The organism is Streptomyces sp. NBC_01176 (assembly GCF_045039825.1).
GTDB lineage: Bacteria > Actinomycetota > Actinomycetes > Streptomycetales > Streptomycetaceae > Streptomyces.
In genome coordinates, this window is sequence record NZ_CP108600.1 from 822,297 (window position 1) to 840,727 (window position 18,431).

Here is an 18,431-nt window from a genome sequence, read left to right on the forward strand (position 1 = left end):
ATACTCTCCCCGCTGCGGCAAGCGGAAGAAAGTCGGTCGCCGATGCTGGACGTTCTGGGCCTCGAACCCGATGACGAGTGCGTCTACCGGGTGCTGCTCGGAAGGCCGAACTCCACCGCGACGCTGCTGTCGGATCTGCTCGTCGTAGCGCGAGCCGACGTCGACAAGGCCTTGTCCCGCCTGGTCGGGTGGGGACTGGTGATCAGGTCGGCGGACGAGCGGTTCAGTGCCGCCCCGCCGGCCATGGCCCTCGGCGCTCTCATCAGCCAGCGCCGGGACGGGCTGCGTATCGCCGAGCAGGCGCTGGTGACCTTCGCCGAGGAACACCGGGCGGCGATGACCGGGAGCAGCATCAACGATCTGATCGAGGTCGTCACGGGCGTCGACGCCATCCGTCATCGCTTCCTTCAGGTGCAGCAGGCAGCGCGCACGCAGGTCCGCAGCTTCATCACCGCACCGTTCCTCGCCGTGCCGCCCGACGAGAACACGGCCGAACCCATGGCCATCGGCCGCGGCGTGCACTTCCGGGCGGTACTGGACCGGGCGGTGCTGGCAGAGCCGGGCATTGTCACCGACGCGATCGATTCACTGCGCAACGGCGTGCAACTGCGTGTCGCCGACCAGTTGCCGATGAAACTCGTGCTCGCGGACTCCGATCTCGGTCTTGTCCCGCTCGCGGTCACACCCGCCGGAGAGCCCGGCGCCGTACTGCTGCACCGCAGCGGCCTGTTGGACGCGTTGGACGCGCTGTTCGAGACGGTATGGCGCACCGCCCACCCGCTCCAACTGTCGGGCACCGGCGGAGAAGCCGAAACCATCGTCGAGCCCGGTGTGGAGGGTCCGACCGACCTCGACCGAAGGATCCTCGCGCTCCTCCTGGCCGGCCTGACCGACCCGACGGCGGCGTCCCAGCTCGGTCTGTCACCGCGCACGCTGCACCGACGCCTGCGCCACCTCATGGACATAGCCGGAGTTCGGACCCGGATGCAGCTGGGCGGTTACGCCGTCCGACACGGCTGGGTGGAGTCGCAGTGAGGGACCGATCTGTTCAGCGGTGCGACTGTGCGCCGCGCTCCATCACGCCCTCGGTGAGTTGGGGTTCGGCTCGGACATGACGCGCCGGCACGCTTGCGGGACCGGCACGCTTGCGACCGGCATGAGGCCGTCGTCCGGCAGCGGCTGCACGAGGTCCTGCCGGCCGACGGCCGAGTCGAACGCGGCTGGCGGCTGGGCCTGTTCCGTTGTGTGGGGTCGGCTCCTCCCACGGCAGGGCGCCGCGAGGGGGCAGCACCCGGAGCGGTCGCGGGTCGACCGGGGCAGGGCCGGCTCGAGGCACCACGTGGTGCGGCCCGTGAGCTTTCCCAGGCCCCGGTCGGGTTGACGGATCAGCGCAGTCCGGCGAAGAGATCGTTCTCGGGGACGGCCGCGCCGGTGGCGTCCTTGACACGTACGAAAGTCTCCATGCCCATCAACTCGCCGAACTTCTCCTTGCCCATCTTGAGGAAGAAGATGTTCTCGCCCTGACTTGCGTGCGCGGCCAGCGCATCGAACTTCTGCCCGCTGAACGCGGTGGTGTCCACCCACGTGGTGATCTCATCGTCGGGGAGACCGATCTCGGCCAACGCGGCGGCCTCGGCGGGATCCGGCTCCGGCATGTCCTCCTGGAGCTCGCGCATGACCTCCCCGAACCGCTGCATCATCGAGCGGGGCATTGTCGTCCAGTACACCTTGGGTGTCAGCGCCGTCATCTCCAGCGCGGCCATCGTGATGCGGTGCGCCTGAATGTGGTCGGGGTGGCCGTAGAAGCCGTTCTCGTCGTAGGTGACGACCACATCGGGCCGATAGTGCCGCATGAGTTCCGCGAGTCGGGCGGCGCCTTCCTCCACGGGGGTCTGCCAGAAGGATCCGGGGGCGTCGTTGCTCGGCCAGCCCGTCATCCCGGAGTCGGCGTAGTCCAGCATCTCCAGATCACTGATCTTCAGGACGTCACAGCTCGCCTCGAGTTCCTGACGGCGCATCTCAGCGACGGCCGCCGGATCGTGCCCGGGTTCGCCCGGCTTGACACCCCCCGTTCCGTCACCGCAACGGCCGTCGGTACACGTCACGAGAACCGTGCGGATGCCTTCCGCCGCGTACCGCGCGAGGACCCCTCCGGTTCCGGTGGCCTCGTCGTCGGGGTGGGCGTGTACTGCCATGAGCGTCAAGCGCCGGTCAGTCATGAAGAACAGTCCTCCTGCAGATATACGTCTTGGTCCGAGGGCGCCGCGGGGGTACCGCGGTCCCGGGCACCGGATCCTGGTGGGACGGACGGCCTTGTGGCCCTACCGGTGCGCCGTCCCCACGCGCCGGCGTCGACCGGTGCGTGGGCGGTACGGGTTCGGCCGTTCTGCCGCGCGTCACCTTGAGATGCGGGCTTCGATGCCGTCAAGCAGGCAGTCGAGGCCGATCCGGAAAGTGTGGTCGGCGTCCAGGTGGGCGGCGTCGCGCACCACCGTGGCCAGCGCGGGGAATCGTCCGGTGGCGAAGGTTCGCTCCAGATAGGGCCCGAGTGAGGCCTGCCAACGCCTCTCGTCCATCCCGGTGGCCCGCTCGGCACGCCGCTCGGCGATCTCCCGACGCACCGCGCCGATGGCGTACGCGTTGACCGCGGCGACCACCGGCATGACGGCGTCCACGTCGACGGCGCCCAGCGCGGCCACCACGGTCTCCCCGGTGGCCAGTGCGTGCGGCCCGAGTTGGGGTCGGCCACCGAGTAGATCGGCGAGCCATTCGTGCTCGTGAGCGGCGTGCCGAGTGACTTCGGCAAGAGACCGGAGCACCTCCCGCCAGCCGTCTCCCACCGGCCGGATCTCGGCATGGACGGCGTCGACCATGAGGTCGAGCAACTCCTCCTTGCCGGCGATGTAGCCGTACAACCGCATCGGACGGACGTCCAGCGCGGTGGCGACCTTGCGCAGGGACACCGCGTCCAGGCCGTCGGCGTCGGCCAGTTGGATCGCCACCCGCACGATCCGCTCCCGGCTCAACGGGGCCGGAACGGGTCGATTCGGTGGCTCCGGCCTCTCCCACACCAACATGCCGCCCACCATACATCGCATCGGTCGATACACTGTATCGGCCAGTACGGCGTATCGGAGGGACACAGCCATGACCATCGCCATCGTCGGAGCCGGCCTCGGCGGCCTGGCTCTCGCCCGTGTGCTGCACGTGAAGGGCATGGATTCCGTCGTGTATGAACGGGAATCGTCACGCACTGCGCGCGGTCAGGGCGGCATGCTCGACATCCACTCCGGCCAGCGGGCGCTGCGCGAGGCCGGTCTGATCGACCAGTTCCACGCGATCGCCCGTGGTGAAGGCCAGGACATGCGCCTTCTCGAGCCGGACGGCACCCTGCTGCTCCAGGAGGACACGCCCGACGACGCCCCGCTCGAGCGACCCGAGGTCGACCGCGCCGATCTGCGCGACCTGCTGCTGGATGCCCTCCCCGACGACACGGTGCGCTGGGGGCACGCGTTCGAATCCGGCGGCAACGGCCTGCTGCGCTTCGCCGACGGCGGCAGTGCGACGTACGACCTGCTCGTCGGCGCGGACGGCGCGCAGTCCCGGGTTCGCACGCTGCTCACCGACGCCCGTCCGACGCACATCGGCCAGAATGTCGTCGAGATCGGCATTCCCGACATCGACCGCACGCACCCCGACCTCGCGTTGATGGTCGGGCGCGGCAACTACTGGGTGCTCGGCAACGGACTGTCCCTGGCGGCGCAGCGCAACGGCGACGGCCGCGTTCGCATCGGCCTCAGTTTCTACAACACCGCCGAGGACTGGTTCGCCACCAGCGGGATCCCGTTCGACGACCCGGCCGCCGCCCGGGCGCGGCTGATCGACCTGCTCCCCGGCTGGGACTCACGGTTCACCGCTCTGATCGCGGCCTGCGACGACACGATCGTGCCGCGGTCGATCAGCACGCTCCCGGTCGGCCTGACCTGGCCGTCGACGCCGGGCGTCACTCTGGTCGGCGATGCCGCGCATCTGATGCCGCCGGTGGGAGAGGGCGCCAACATGGCGTTGCTCGACGGCGCCTTGCTCGGTCTCGCGCTGGCCGCGCATCCGGACGACTTTCCCGCTGCCGTCAAAGAATACGAAAGCGAGATGTTCGAACGCACCGGCGCCGCCGCCCGGATGTCCGCGGATATACAGGAACTGCTGATGTCGCCGGACGCCGGCCGGAAAATGCTCGCGTTTTTCCAACCTGGCTGATGGCAACCACCTAGCAACCACGTACAACCAGGGGGCCGGCCTGGAGAGTTGGCCGCGAACCGGCATCGACAAGGGCGAGATCCTCGTCGGTGCGGTGCGGGGCGGTGCGGGGCAGGAAGCGAGCGCCGCGAGCGTCCGTTTGATGGGCACCCGGTCGGCACCGAGCCGCGCGGCGAACACGCGGCTCGGTCGACGGTCGTCCCCGTGCTCGACCCCGGCCCCCGGCAGCCTGACCGGACTCATCAGGTCGCCCGCGCGGCGGCCATGCGTCGCGGTCAGTCGTTGATGAGGTCGAATTCCTCCCAGGGCCCGATCGCCGTGCGGTTGGCGATCAGCGGATCGGCGCCGGCGTTGTCGGCGGTGACGTAATCGCCGTTGATCATGGACTTGAGGCTGACACTGCCGTCGCCGTTGTGGATGAGCTGGAACTGCTCCCAGGTGCCGACCGCGTCCACCTTGGCCAGCAGCGGGGAGGCGCCGGCGTTGTCGGCGGTGACGTACTTGTTGTTGGCGTGAGCGCGGAGCGCGACGGAGCCGTTGCCCTGGTCGATCAGGTCGAACTGCTCCCAGGGGCCGATGGCCGTGCGGTTGGCGATCAGCGGGGCGGCACCGGAATTGTCGGCGGTGACGTAGTCGCCGTTGGCGTGCGCTTTGAAGGAGACCACGGAGCCGTTGCCGGGCGTGCCCCCGCTCCCGTCGATGCCGATCTGTACGGTGCCCAGGTGTCTGGCGGTGGTCGCCGGGGACCCGGAGACCTGTGCGTAGGGCAGCGCCGTGGTGGGCGCCGCGACCTGCTCGACCAGGTAGGACTGGCCGGAGACGACCGGCACGTTGAAGGTGCCGGCGGTGGTGGAGGAGACCACCACCGCGTTGCTGGAGCCGTTGACGACCTGAACCGCCTTGCCGGGCCAGGGGTTGCGGACCTTCATGGTCTGCGACGACCCTGCCTGGATGGCCACGGTGACGGGGGTGCCGCCCTGCACCTGCACGTTCACCCTGGTGTTGCCCTGCACCGCGACGGTGCCGCTGACGTCCCAGCCGGCCGGCCACGCCGGGGCGATCCGGAGGGTGCCGTCGTAGTCCTGCACCAGTGCCTCATTGAGCGCGGTGGCCACGCCGGAAGCCTGCTCGATGTAGCCCTCGGTGCCGACGGTGCTGCCCAGGTCGGCCAGGCCGTTGATGTACACCTGGTGGGCCTGTGTGATGGCGACCAGCCGGGAGGCGACCTCACTGGCCATGCCGAGGCGGGCCGCATCGATCGCGTCCATGTTCCAGTCGTTGCCCGCGGCGTAGAACACACGGTGGTTGTAGGTGCGCACCGCGAGGTCGTGCAACGCGCCGGGGTCGTCGGTGACCAGGTTGTACGGCCACACCGGCTCCAGGTCGATGTTCTCGCCGTTCCTGGTCGTCGCGGTCGGCTGGTAGGACCAGGCGATGACGTCGTTGTTGGAGGAATCCGCCGACGGCGGCAGGACCTGGGTGTGTCCGTAGTCGGTGCGCGCCCATGGTGGTATCTGACCGAGTGCGGTGGTGAGTTGCGACTGGAGGGAGGTGTCGGTGTTCAGCAGCTTCGCGGCGCTGACCACGGCGGGAAACAACGCGGCATCGGCGGCCAGGTCGGTTGTCGGGTCCTGCACCGCCCACTGTGTCTCGTGCGCGTTCGCCACCGCGTGCAGCTTTCCGTCGGATCCCACCTTCTGGTAGGCCAGCAGGAAGACCGCCGAGTCCCGCATCAGCGGGTAGTACGTGCGCAGGAAGTTCAGATCGCCGGTGTCCTGGTACTGCTGCCACACGTAGAGGCTGATCTCCGCGCCGGATGTGACGTCGAGAGCGTTCCAGTTGGGGCTCCCGGGCTGGCTGCAGGCCGCGTTGGCGCCGGGCGACGGGTCGCCTCCGTTGCCGTTGAACCGCATGACCTCCGGTACGCAGGCCCCCGCCAGACCGCCCATCTGCTGCTTCGTCCAGGCCTCGATGGCCGGCAGATTGTTCTGGTAGAGGTTGAAGATCGGGATGTTGAGGGAGAAGTTGCCACTGCTCATGTTGGCCGAGATCTGCGTGCGCAGATTCCACAGCCACGTCGCCGACGGCGTCCAGTTCTGGTGGTCCTGGCCGAAGTTGAACATGTCGGCGACCCCGGCCTGGCTGCCGGGGATGGCGCCCCGCATGGACGCGGCCTCCATGAACAGGTAGATCGTGCGCAGCGACTCCATGTACTGGGCCTGGCCGTCGGTGGAGTTCGCCTCCAGCAGTCCGCTGTTGGCCCAGTAGTTCGCCCACCAGGACTGCTGGGTGGACAGCAGGGAGGATTCGGCGGCGCCGGCGTCCGAGCCCAGCAGCGCGGAGGCGGTGCTGCCGGCGTTGCCACCGGTCCAGGTGGGAGCGCCTGCGATCACCCGGAACGAGCCGTCCGCGTTGGGGGTGAAGTTCACCTTGACCTGCGTGCTGTTGACGACCTGTGCCGAGACGCCCCGGCCGCCCGCACTCAGCGCGGCCAGCGATCCGAAGGTCCGCCCGGAACTGCCGGCTTCCTGGTTGTCCACCCACGTCTCGGCGAGGGTGCCGATCGCCCCCGAGGCCGCTGCCTGCGGGCTGCGCCCGGACCACAGGCTGACCGTGGCGGACTGGGCGGTGTTGGGATCGGCGCCGGTGACGTCCACCACCAGTTCGTCCTTCGTGGCCGACACCCACGCCTTGAGCGTCATGCCGCCGCCGGACTCGTTCAGCACGCCGGTGTACAGGTCGAGGTAGCCCTTGAAGTCTGCGGCGCCGGTCAGCTTGGACAAGCCTGGAATGTTCACCTGCCCGGGCGACTTGCGGCCCGGCAGCGTGTCGGAGCGGTTGAGCTGCGCCGTGAATCCGTTCGCCGCCCACACCGCGCTGCCCAGCGAACCGTTGCCCAGGGGCAGCGACTGCGCACCCGCCGGGTTCGGCTTGCCGAGCACGATGTCGGAGCGGCGGACCACGTTCGGTGTGTCCACGTGGAAACTGCCGTTCTGCCAGGCCGTGGTCGCGGTGGCAGCCGCGGCCGAGGCCGGCCGGGCGGCTGCGGGGACGAGGAGCCCGGCCGTGAGAATCGCGGCAGCGGCTCCAGCTAATGATCGGATCATTCTTGGACGCCGAGAGGTGTGGTGCCGTTGCAGCATGATCGCTCCTAATGCGCGCGAACACGCGCCGCATGCGGGTAAGTGAGCGGGGAGATGCACGAGTTGGCGAAGCACACAGTGGACGCTCAAGCGAGAGCATGTCAAGAGACTCAACCTCAAATACATCCGATGTGTGTGAGGGCCGGGCAAGACCGGCGGCCCGCCCGTGTCTTGCGCCGGGCGGCGATCGGCGCGGTGACCGCGGCCGCGGTCACCGCGGGCGTGTTGGTCGCCTCCGGCGAGGAGGACGGTCCCCGGGGCACACGGACGGACACGGTCGCCGTCGTGTTGGAGGCTGCGGCGAAGAACGCCGAGAGGGGTTCGGCCCAACTGCCCGGACCGCAGCAGTGGGCCTACCTGGCAACAGTGGCATGCATGCCCCAGTGCTTCACCAGCGAGAGGTGGTGGCAGGGCAACGGCAAGAACTCCACCGCTGGCGGGACGGACGTGCACGGCCATGCCAACCCGCTGATCACAAGGCCGATGCTCAGCCGGCTGGGCACACCCGACACGATCTACAAGGCCCTCTCCGCGCTGCCCGCCGAGCCCCACGCTCTCCTCGAACAGCTCGGAACCGACCCGGATCTCCGGTGGGCCCTGGACTTCGAAGGTGTACCGCGCGACGCCACGCCCACCCTCGACGACGAGGCAGGCATGATCTTCAGGCTCTTGCAAACGGCCCCGATCCTTCCCCCCAAGGTGAACGCCTCCTTGTTCCGGGCACTGAAGCTCGTTCCGGGCGTGCGTTTCATCACCGGGACGGAAGACGCGCTCCACCGGCACGGACTGGGGGTCCAGATCGTCAGCGGCACCAGCATCCCCGTACGACGAACCCTGGTCCTGGACCCGAGGACCTACGCCTACTTCGGCTACAGGGAACAGTGGCACGGAGCCGAGAACTTCACCTTCGTCTACGCCCGCAAGGCCGCCGGCGTGGTCGACCACTCCGGTGAGAGACCGCACTGAACCCCTGCGGACCGGCCTCTGCGAGGACACAGCGAGACGGATCACAGGACTCTGACATCCACGGCCGACATCAACGACACCGGACGGGGCCGCACACCAACGGCTCTGTCCGGCTGTCGCACCGGTCGACCGCCGCACCCGAAGGTCACACGCGGACCGCTGACTCCCGGGGCGGCGAGACCGGCCAGGGAGCGCAGGGTGCTCAGCCTGTGGTCCGCCGCTCCAGCATTCTGCCGGCCTCCGCGACCACGGCCGGGTCGGTGACGAAGTGGGTGTCCTGCTCGGCGGACGCGCCGGAGGCGCCGAGGGGAATCCACACGGCGCCGCGCCGGGGTTCGGCGCGGCGCTTCGCCGAGAGGTGGACCGCGGCCACGCCTGCGGCGGTCAACTCCGGGATGTCGGCGGGGCGTACCCCACCGCCCGCCATGACCTGCACGCCGGGCGCGACGTCGACCATGGCGGCGAGGCGGGCCAGCCCCTGCCCGGCAACCGGGGCGCCACCGGAGGTGAGCACCCGGGTGAGCCCCAGAGCGGGCAACAGCGCGGCGGTGGCGACGGGGTCCGCGGACAGGTCGATCGCACGGTGCAGCGTCACCTCGACGGGGCGCCCCGCGTCCTGAGCCGCCGTGGCGAGACGGGTCACGGCGGCGGTGTCGAGGCTGCCGTCGGCGGTGAGTGCGCCGACCACCACGCCGGAGGCTCCGGAGGCGATCACCGATCGCACCTCGGCGACCATCAGGGCGGTCTCCTCGGCGTCGTAGACGAAGTCGCCCGGGCGGCAGCGGACCAGCACCTGAACCGGCAGGCCCACGGCGGCGACCGCCTCGACCAGAGCGGCCGACGGGGTCAGACCGCCCAGTTCCAGACCCGTGCAGAGTTCGACGCGATCGGCTCCGTGGTCGAGGGCGACACGGGCGCCGGCCGGTGAGGTGACGGCGATCTCCAGTGCGGGCCGCGTGACCGGTCCGGCCGGGCCGTGCTGCCCGCGTGTGCGAATCTCGCTTTCGGCCACCGGTGCGGGGGCCGGCCCCGCGGCGCCGGTCCGGGACGGGTCGAGAGACCGGGTGGTGCGCCCGCTCACTCGTCGTTCCCGGTGAGCGGCTGGTCGGAAGCCGGGATGATACGGGCCGTCAGGTCCGGGTCCGCCATGTCGCGGTCGAAGGGGAACATCGGGCGGCGGATGCGACGGTGACCGAGGCGCACAAGGTCCTGGTCGACGCCACCGGGGGTGAGGGCCATCTTCCAGCCGACCGACATGTCGAACAGTTCGGGCTCCAGGTAGCCGATCTTGACGATCACGATGTCGGCGGAGCGCGGGGCGAGGTCGAGGTCGGTGAAGTCGTGCTCGTGGTGGTACGGCTTGCGGAGCCTGGTGAGGATCGCGTACACGCTGCCGACCCGGATGACGACCTCGGTCTCGGCGTCCCGGTCGCCGTGCCGGATCGCGTGGACCACGCCGGTGAGGGTGACGGGGCCGGCGTGCCGGTCGTCGACCTCCGCGCCGGCGGTGACGGTGACGGTGGCGCCGATCCCGGCGGCGACGGCGGTGTCGATCGCGGCGGGGCCGGGCACCGAGGCGTAGACGACGGTCGGCCCGTCCTCCTTCTGGAACTCGGGGCGCTCCAGCAGCCGGGTCAGGCCCCAGGTGACGTCGCCGGCACCGCCCGCGGTGGGGTTGTCACCGGTGTCGCTGATGAAGTACGGCCGCTGGTCGGAGGCGAGGGCCTCGTCGAGGAGTGCGTCGTAGGTGCCGGTCGGGGCGACGAAGTCGAAGGCGCGGCGGGCGTCCCAGAAGCCCCGGGCGAGGCGTTCGGCCCCGGCCGAGACCGCTGCCGTGTCGTCGCCGGTGACGACCACGACGGCGCGGTTGCGGGGTTCGTCCGCCCAGGCGTAGCCGACCCAGACGGCGGCGTCCGTCACGCCGTCGGCGGCCTCGACCTCGTCGACGGCCGCGTACACGCTCTTCGCGGGTTCGATCCGGGTGGAGGTCTGCTCGCCGGCCAGCAGCACCGGGACCGGGACCCACGCCTTGACCGGGCGGGGGCCGCCGGAGACCAGCAGCTCGACCAGGTTGCGCACGGCGCGCTCCTTGGTCTCCATGTGGTCCTCGTGCGGGGCCATCCGGTAGCAGGTGATCAGGTCGCTGCGGTGGGCGAGTTCGCGGGAGACGTTGCCGTGCAGGTCCATCGAGGTGGAGACGATCACGTCCGGGCCGATGGTGGCGCGGATGCGTTCCAGCAGCACGGCCTCGGCGTCGTCGATCCCCTCCACGGTCATGGCGCCGTGGATGTCGTACCAGAGACCGTCCAGCCGGGGCAGCGCGGCGAGGCGCTCGATGAGTTCGTCGGTGAGCGCGGTCCAGGCGGCGGCGGTGACGGTGCCCCCGGGCAGCGACTTGCCGACCAGCGCGCCGTGCCATTCGGCGGCTTCGCGCAGTTCCTCGCCCGGGGCGAGGAAGGGGTACCGGTCGAACACCCCGACACCGCGCGAGGGATGGAATGCGGGTGCCTCGGTGCGGGCGGGAGAGAAGGTCGAGGACTCGATGCCGAGGCCGGCGACGGCGATGACGGGGCGGGCGAGAGCGGTGCGGGTGTGCGTCATGGCTCCTCGTGCGGGGCGGTGCGTAGTTGGGCGGTGCGGGAGGGTCTTTCCGCGGGGCTCGGGCTGCTGCCCGGGCTCCGGCCGCGAGCGGGTCCCGGGCCCCGGACTTTCTTCGTTTCCTTCAGGACTTCTTTTCCCTCAGGACTTCTTTTTCGACAGGACTTCTTTTTCGACAGGAGGCCGGCTGTCGGACGGCTCCGGCGCCGTAGGAGGTGGCCCGGGGCGGGAGTTCACCCGGGGCGGGACGTGGTGAGCGGCGTCAGCCGCTTCTGGGCGGCGTGACGGTGTGGAACCGGTCCGTGCCGGTGCCGGCGACATCGCCCAGAGCGCGGGCCAGGGCGCGCTGCAGGGCGAAGAGCCCGACTCCGACCAGTCCGGCGTCGGCGCCGAGGACGGCCCGCTCGATGGTGAGGTGTTCGGTCACCAGGGGGTGGCAGCTCTCGTAGAGCTGGCTGCGCACCGCGGCGACGAACGGTTCGAGGGTGGAGAGGATGCCGCCGAGGTAGACGGCGTCCGGGTTGAAGAAGTTGACGTTGGCGGCGAGCACCTGGCCGAGGTGGTCGCCGGCCCTGCGGACGGCTCGGGTGGCTTCCGGGTCGGCGTCGGTGGCGAGCTGGACCACGTCCTCGGTGCTGGTGACGTCCAGACCGCGTTCGCGCAGGATGCGGACGAGCGCGGCGCCGGAGGCCACGGTCTCCAGGCAGCCGGTGTTGCCGCAGGAGCAGGGGATGTCGGCGCCGCCGTCGATACGGATGTGGGTGATGTCGCCGGCGGCTCCGGTGGCGCCCCGGTAGAGGCTGCCGTCGATGATGACGCCGGCGCCGATCGCCGAGCCGATCTTCACCGTGATCGTCCGCCGGTGCTCGGCGGGCCTGACGCTCTGCTCCCCGACCGCCATGCAGTTGGCGTCGTTGTCGACGACGGCCGGGACCCCGAAGCGTTCCTCCAGCCAGGCGGCGACCGGGAAGCGGTTCCAGCCGGGCATCCGGGAGGGCAGGATGACGGCGCCGGCGGCCACGTCCACCGGGCCCGGCAGGGAGAGCCCGACGCCTCGGAGCCGGTCGCGTCCCCGCTGCTGGGCGAGGGACTCCAAGTGCTCGGCGAGCCTCGGCAGAGCGGCCTCGGGTCCGTCGGCGATCTCGAAGGGGACGTTGGCGACGTCGCGGACACCGTTGCCCGGGAGCACCACACCGATCCGGGCATGGCGACCGCCGACGTCGGCGGCGACGGCGTACTCGTCGGTGCTGCCGGCCCTGAGCACCCTGCGGGGACGGCCTCCGGTCGAGGACTGGGTGCCTTCCTCGGCGATGAGCCCGCGCTCGACCAGCTCGGCCACGGTGAGGGAGATGGTGGAGGGGGCCGTGCCGAGGAGTTGCGCGAGTTCGGCGCGGGACGACGCCTGCCCTGACGCGACGAGCTCGAGGACGCGCGTGGCGAGGGTCGCACTCTTCGGCGCGGTGCCCTTCGGGGACACGCTCTTGGTGCCCTTGCGGTCCCGTGCACTTATTTCAGTCATGTACGAAGTAACTTCCGCGGTGTTGGGTGTGCCGGAGACAGTACGCCCGTTGTGGCCGGCGGGGAACGGCTTCGCGAAGAAAGCGGAAAGCTCCGGCGCGAAGCCGAATCCGACCAAAACGGAACATACTCACCGATTGAGGCGCCTGCACGGGGCTCATCGGACTTTGGTCGAGATCGCAGTAACTTATTTGTTACTAATTCTTGTTTGTTTGTTCGGCGGGTCCGTCGTTGACTGTCGCCATACACAGCGCCGATCCCGCGGCGCCGGTTCTGGGTCCTCCCATGACGTTTGCGGGTCCTTTCACCCTGAGGAGAGTCATGTTCCTTGCTCACACGGCCGCCAGCCGCCGCTGGGCGCTCGTCGCGGGTGCCGCCGTCGTCACCGGCGCGCTGGTCACCGGCTGTTCCGGCGGCGGTACCTCGTCCTCCGGTTCGGCGTCGTCGGACACGATCAACTACGCCCTCCCCGCGAACTTCACGCCGAACTGGATCCTCCCGATCGGCACCGCCGCGCATCTGAACACCAACAACTCCTCCATATCCCAGGCCGCCTGGGAGCCGTTGATCGCGTACGACGGCTCCACCGGCAAGGTCGGCTGGAACAAGGACAACTCCCTCGCCAAAGAGGCTGAGTTCGCCCCGGACAGCAAGAGCGTGACGATCACCCTCGACCAGCGTCACTGGAGCGACGGCAAGCCGATCACCTCGCGCGACGTGGAGTTCTGGTTCAACCTCGTCAAGGCCGACAAGGCGGACTGGGCCAGCTACAGCCCGGGCAAGGCGCCGGACAACTGGGCCTCCTTCAAGACGGTCGACGACACGCACTTCACGATCACCTTCGACAAGGCCTACAACCAGGAGTGGATGCTCGCCAACGAGCTGAGCATGATCCGCCCGATCCCGCAGCACGTCTGGGACAAGACGAGCGACTCGGGCGCCGTCTCCGACCTGGACCGCACCGCCGCCGGCGCCAAGCAGGTCTGGACGTACCTCAACAACGCCGCCAAGAAGATCTCCGGCTACGCGAGCGACCCGCTGTGGAAGACGGTCAGCGGCCCGTACACCATCAAGTCGTTCTCCACCGCGGGCAGGGTCGAGCTGACCGCCAACGCGAAGTACGACGGTGGCGGCAAGGCCAACATCAAGAACGTCAACCTGCTGCCGTTCACCACCACCGACGCCGAGGAGAACGCCCTCCGCGCCGGCACCGTCGACTACGGCTACATCAACGCCACGGACCTGGGCCAGGAATCGGCCTTCAAGGCCAAGGGCTACTCGGTGAAGCCGTGGAGCGGCTGGGCGATCACCTACATGCCGTACAACTTCAACAACCCCGCCATGGGCCCGGTGTTCAAGCAGCTGTACGCGCGCCAGGCGATCCAGATGTCGGTGGACCAGACCACCCTCTCCAAGGTGGTCTTCAACGGCAGCGCCGTCTCCACCTACGGTCCGATCCCGCAGGGCCAGGAGTCGTCCTTCGTCTCCTCCGAGCAGAAGAACAACCCCTACCCGTTCGACGCCGTCAAGGCGAAGAAGCTGCTCACCGACCACGGATGGGTCGAAAAGGGCGGCACCATGGTGTGCAACGACCCTGGCACCGGCGGCAACCAGTGCGGCGCGGGCGTCGACAAGGGCACCAAGTTCGAGATGCAGGTGCTGTCGCAGTCCGGCTCGACCGTGACCGACAACATGATGAGCGCGCTGCAGTCGTCGTTCGCGAAGACGGGCATCAAGTTCGGTATCAAGACCGCCCCGGTCAACTCGGTCCTGTCGCAGGCCGGTCAGTGCACCGCCGGCAAGTCGAGCTGCTCGTGGCAGCTGTCCTTCTTCGGCACCGCGGGCAGCTGGTACTTCCCCGCCTACCCGAGCGGTGACTCGCTCTTCGCCACCGGCGGCGGCTCCAACTTCGGCAGCTACTCCAACGCCGAGGTCGACAAGCTGATCACCGAGACCACCACGTCCTCCTCGAACGAGGCGGTGCAGAAGTACAGCGCCGCACTCGCCAAGGACCTCCCCGTGATCTGGCTGCCGGAGCCCGACTACCAGATCTCCGTGGTCAAGAACGGCCTCGGCGGCTTCGCCCAGGACTCGCTGGCCAACTTCCACCCCGCCATGTGGAAGTGGACCAAGTAAGCCCGGTCGGTGCCCGCGCGGGCCGACGGCACCCGGCCGCCCGGCCGGTCGGCCGGAGCCCGCGCGCACCCCTCGCGCACCCGCGCCACCCCGGCCCCCCGTCGCGGTGACGCACCTGTCCAGGTGACGCCCGCACGCGCCACAGAGACGAAGCGACCGGAAACCACATGAGTACTTCCTCGTACCTGATCAAACGCGTCCTCCAGGCCGTCGTGGTGATCGTCATCGTGACGATCGTCGTCTTCGGCCTGCTGCACGCCCTTCCCGGAGGCCCCGCGCGCGGGATCCTCGGGCCCCAGGCCACCGCACAGCAGATCGCCCGCTTCAACCACGAACAGGGCCTGGACAAGTCCCTGCCCGTGCAGTACTTCCACTATCTCGGCCAGTTGCTGCGCGGGGACCTCGGGACCTCGTACACCCTCAACGAGCCGGTCTCCCAGCTCATCGGCGAACGGCTGCCGAAGACGCTGGTCCTCACCCTGCTGTCGGCTCTGGTGGGTCTAGTCCTCGCGATACCGCTGGGCATGTGGCAGGCCGTGCGCCGCAACAGGGCGACGGACTACATCATCACCACGCTGAGCTTCATCGCCTACTCCACACCCGTGTACTTCCTCGGGCTCGTCCTGGTGCTGGTCTTCAGCCAGCAGCTGGCGTGGTTCCCCTCGCAGGCTCCGCAGGGCGAGACGCTGGGCCAGGTGTTCTCCGACCCGCAGGCCCTGGTGCTGCCGGTCGTCGCGGGCGCGGCCTCCATGGTCGCGGTGTTCAGCCGGTACATGCGGGCGGCCACCCTGGAGAACCTCTCCGAGGACTACGTCCGCACGGCCAGGGCCGGCGGCTCCCGTTCCCGCGCCATCCTGGGGCGGCACGTGTTCCGCAACTCGCTGACGCCCGTGGTGGCCATGCTCGGCTACTACATCCCGGTGCTCTTCGGTGGTGCCCTGGTCGTCGAGCAGCTCTTCAACTACCCCGGCATGGGGCTGCTGTTCTGGACGGCGGCGCAGTCCTCCGACTACCCGGTCCTGCTGGGCTGCGTCCTGGTGATCGCCGTCGCCACCGTCACCGGCACCCTGCTCGCCGACATCGTCCAGCGGATCATCGACCCCCGAGTGAAGGCAGGCCGGGCATGAGCGCCGTCATCCAGCCGGACGCGGCCCCGGCGAAGGCCGCCGCTCCGCGCGAGGCCACCAGCACCCGGCTCGCCGTCCGCCGCTTCCTGCGCAACAGGCTGGCCGTCGTCGGACTCGCCGTCGTGGTCCTCTTCTTCCTGTTCTGCTTCGCCGGTCCGCTGGTGTACTCCACCGACCAGACCCACACCCTGCTCCAGCAGGTCAACCTCTCCCCCAGCGGATCCCACTGGCTCGGCACCGACGCCGTCGGACACGACGAGCTGGGCCGGCTGATGTACGGCGGCAAGGTGTCGCTGATCGTCGGCCTCGCCGCGGGCGTCCTCGCCACCTGCATCGGCACGCTGTGGGGCGCCGCCGCCGGTTACGCGGGCGGCTGGATCGACGCCGTGATGATGCGGATCGTCGACGCCGGCATCGCGATCCCCGCGCTGTTCATCCTGCTGGTGGTCTCCGCCATCACCACACCGGGCCTCACCGGACTCGTCCTCATCCTGGGCCTGGTGTCCTGGCTGGTGCCGTCCCGCCTGGTCCGCGCCGAGACACTGACCCTGAAGAACCGGGACTACGTCCTGACCCTGCGCGCCATCGGCGGCACGCACGCCCGGGCGATCCTGCGGCACATCCTGCCGAACTCCGTCTCGACCGTCATCGTCGCCGCGACCTTCCAGGTCGCCGACGCCATCCTGCTGGTCGCGTACGTCTCCTACCTGGGCATGGGAGTCCGGCCGCCACAGACCGACTGGGGCGGCATGCTCTCCGCCGGTCTCACCGCCGCCTACTCCGGCTACTGGTGGCTCATCCTGCCGCCCGGCCTGGCCATCATCCTGGTGGTGTGGGCGTTCAACGCGATCGGGGACGGACTCCGCGACGCATTCGATGTGAGGGGACGCGGATGACCGCCACCACCAAGGGCTCCCCCGCCCGCACCGCAGCACCCGGTCCGATCCTCGAACTCGACGACCTCGGCGTCGTCTTCACCACCGAGACCGGCGAGGTACCCGCGGTCAAGGGCGTGTCCCTCCAGGTCAGCCCCGGCGAGACGCTGGCCCTCGTCGGCGAGTCCGGCTCCGGCAAGTCGACGATCGCGCTCGCGGCGATGGGTCTGCTCACCGGGAACGCCCGCACCACCGGCAGCGCCGTCATCGACGGTACCCAGATCGTCGGGGCCTCGGAGAACGGCCTCGCGGCGCTGCGCGGCAAAACCGCCTCCATGGTGTTCCAGGAGCCGGCCACCGCGCTCGACCCGCTCACCCGCATCGGGAAGCAGATCGCCGAAGTGATCCGCAACCACCGCGAGGTGACCTCCAGGGACGCTGCCGCCGAGGCCGTCGACCTGCTGCGCCGGGTCGGCATCCCCGAACCGGAGAAGCGGGCCCGCGCCTACCCGTTCCAGCTCTCCGGCGGACAGCGCCAGCGGGTCGTCATCGCGATGGCCATCGCCAACGAGCCCAGGCTGCTCATCGCCGACGAGCCGACCACCGCCCTCGACGTGACCGTGCAGGCCGAGATCCTCGACCTGCTGCGTCGGCTCGCCGTCGAAACCGGCACCGGCGTGCTGCTCGTCACCCACAACATGGGCGTCGTCGCCGACTTCGCGGACCGGGTCGCCGTCATGTACCACGGGCAGATCGTGGAGACCGGGCCGGTCGAGGACGTTCTGCTGCGCCCCACCCACGACTACACGCGGCGCCTGCTGGCCGCCGTGCCCCGGCTGTCCGTCGCCGAGGCCGCGGACGGAACACACGCCTCGACCTCACCTGCCGACACGCGCCGTCCGGCGGCCGAGCCGTCGGTCGCGCCCGCGGGATCCGACGGCGCCGAGGACCAATCCGTGGTCCAACTACGGGACATCAGTGTGGTGTTCGGCCGCGGCAAGGGCGCCGTGCACGCCCTCGACGGAGTGTCGTTCCGGGTCGGGCCGGCCGAGACCCTGGGCCTGGTCGGGGAGTCCGGCTCCGGCAAGTCGACCGCCGCCCGGGTCGCGCTCGGCCTGATCCCGCCCACGTCCGGCACCGTCTCCCTGTTCGGCGCCGACCTGGGCCGCACCCGCGCCCGGGGCCGCCGCGCGCTGCGGGCCGGTATCGGTGTCGTCCTCCAGGACCCGGTGGCCTCGCTCGACGCCCGGATGACCATCGGCGAGTGCATCGCCGAACCGCTCCGGATACACCGCCGCGACCTGTCCGCCAAGGAGCGGCAGGCCAGGATCGCCGCCGTCCTCGACAGGGTCCGGCTGCCACGCGAAGTCGCCCGGCGCACGCCCCGCGAACTCTCCGGGGGACAGCGCCAGCGCGTCAGCCTGGCCCGCGCCCTGGTGCTGGAACCCCGACTGCTGGTCGCGGACGAACCCACCAGCGCGCTCGACGTGAGCGTGCAGGAAGCGGTCCTGGAGGTGATCACCGAGCTCCAGGGCGAACTGGGCTTCGCGTGTCTGTTCGTCTCTCACGACCTGGCCGTCGTGCAGCACTTCGCCCAGCGCGTCGTCGTGATGCGCGCCGGCCGGATCGAGGAGCAGGGCTCCACCGGGACGACCCTGTTGCATCCGGAGACCGACTACACCCGTCGTCTGCTGGCCGCCGTGCCGGTGCCCGACCCGGTGGTGCAGCGGGGCCGCAGGGCCGAGCGCCTGGTCACCCTCGCGGCGGGCCGTACGGAGGCCCAGGCGTGACCGGCCCCCTTCTCTCCCCCC

13 protein-coding genes are annotated in these 18,431 nt (G+C 69.9%); 7 read left to right on the forward strand and 6 right to left on the reverse strand.

The features are described 5' to 3' along the window. The first annotated feature begins 42 nt into the window (after positions 1-42). A complete protein-coding gene (locus OG199_RS03230) occupies positions 43-1,035 on the forward strand; it encodes a helix-turn-helix domain-containing protein (protein WP_356803322.1) in 993 nt (330 codons plus the stop codon). Between the two features lie 350 nt (positions 1,036-1,385). On the opposite strand, the gene OG199_RS03235 is transcribed toward OG199_RS03230, so the two are convergent. Further along, the gene (locus tag OG199_RS03235) at positions 1,386-2,219 is read right to left on the reverse strand and encodes a PIG-L family deacetylase (protein ID WP_405827800.1); all 834 of its coding nucleotides are present in this window, start codon (positions 2,217-2,219) and stop codon (positions 1,386-1,388) included. A gap of 177 nt (positions 2,220-2,396) precedes the next feature. Then, positions 2,397-3,077: a TetR/AcrR family transcriptional regulator C-terminal domain-containing protein gene (locus tag OG199_RS03240; protein WP_356803325.1), complete on the reverse strand. Its 681-nt coding sequence runs from the start codon at positions 3,075-3,077 to the stop codon at positions 2,397-2,399. Positions 3,078-3,147: 70 nt separating this feature from the next. On the opposite strand from OG199_RS03240, the gene OG199_RS03245 reads away from it, so the two are divergent. After that, the gene (locus tag OG199_RS03245; RefSeq protein WP_401809179.1) at positions 3,148-4,257 is read left to right on the forward strand and encodes an FAD-dependent oxidoreductase; all 1,110 of its coding nucleotides are present in this window, start codon (positions 3,148-3,150) and stop codon (positions 4,255-4,257) included. A gap of 275 nt (positions 4,258-4,532) precedes the next feature. On the opposite strand, the gene OG199_RS03250 is transcribed toward OG199_RS03245, so the two are convergent. Beyond that, positions 4,533-7,364, reverse strand: a complete 2,832-nt coding sequence (locus OG199_RS03250; RefSeq protein ID WP_405827803.1) for a fascin domain-containing protein — start codon at positions 7,362-7,364, stop codon at positions 4,533-4,535. A 90-nt stretch (positions 7,365-7,454) separates the two neighbouring features. Here OG199_RS03250 and OG199_RS03255 point away from each other — a divergent pair, with 90 nt between their 5' ends. Beyond that, positions 7,455-8,366, forward strand: coding sequence for a CU044_5270 family protein (locus OG199_RS03255; protein ID WP_405827805.1), 912 nt, complete (start codon positions 7,455-7,457; stop codon positions 8,364-8,366). A 202-nt stretch (positions 8,367-8,568) separates the two neighbouring features. On the opposite strand, the gene OG199_RS03260 is transcribed toward OG199_RS03255, so the two are convergent. The 3 genes from OG199_RS03260 to OG199_RS03270 all read right to left on the reverse strand — a co-directional run bounded on the left by OG199_RS03260 (position 8,569) and on the right by OG199_RS03270 (position 12,483). Continuing rightward, positions 8,569-9,363 (reverse strand): copper homeostasis protein CutC, encoded by a 795-nt coding sequence (locus tag OG199_RS03260; protein ID WP_401809227.1) that lies wholly within the window; start codon positions 9,361-9,363, stop codon positions 8,569-8,571. 80 nt (positions 9,364-9,443) lie between these two features. Next, positions 9,444-10,967, reverse strand: a complete 1,524-nt coding sequence (locus OG199_RS03265) for a M81 family metallopeptidase (protein WP_405827807.1) — start codon at positions 10,965-10,967, stop codon at positions 9,444-9,446. Between the two features lie 259 nt (positions 10,968-11,226). Beyond that, the gene (locus tag OG199_RS03270) at positions 11,227-12,483 is read right to left on the reverse strand and encodes an ROK family protein (protein WP_405827809.1); all 1,257 of its coding nucleotides are present in this window, start codon (positions 12,481-12,483) and stop codon (positions 11,227-11,229) included. 320 nt (positions 12,484-12,803) lie between these two features. On the opposite strand from OG199_RS03270, the gene OG199_RS03275 reads away from it, so the two are divergent. The 4 genes from OG199_RS03275 (at position 12,804) to OG199_RS03290 (ending at position 18,410) form a co-directional block, all read left to right on the forward strand. Beyond that, positions 12,804-14,618, forward strand: a complete 1,815-nt coding sequence (locus OG199_RS03275) for a peptide ABC transporter substrate-binding protein (RefSeq protein WP_401809172.1) — start codon at positions 12,804-12,806, stop codon at positions 14,616-14,618. 167 nt (positions 14,619-14,785) lie between these two features. Beyond that, positions 14,786-15,745, forward strand: coding sequence for an ABC transporter permease (locus tag OG199_RS03280; protein WP_356804972.1), 960 nt, complete (start codon positions 14,786-14,788; stop codon positions 15,743-15,745). After that, the gene (locus tag OG199_RS03285) at positions 15,742-16,641 is read left to right on the forward strand and encodes an ABC transporter permease (protein WP_356804971.1); all 900 of its coding nucleotides are present in this window, start codon (positions 15,742-15,744) and stop codon (positions 16,639-16,641) included. The genes OG199_RS03280 and OG199_RS03285 overlap by 4 nt, the downstream gene beginning before the upstream one ends. Next, positions 16,638-18,410 (forward strand): dipeptide ABC transporter ATP-binding protein, encoded by a 1,773-nt coding sequence (locus OG199_RS03290; protein ID WP_405827811.1) that lies wholly within the window; start codon positions 16,638-16,640, stop codon positions 18,408-18,410. The genes OG199_RS03285 and OG199_RS03290 overlap by 4 nt, the downstream gene beginning before the upstream one ends. Positions 18,411-18,431: the final 21 nt, after the last annotated feature.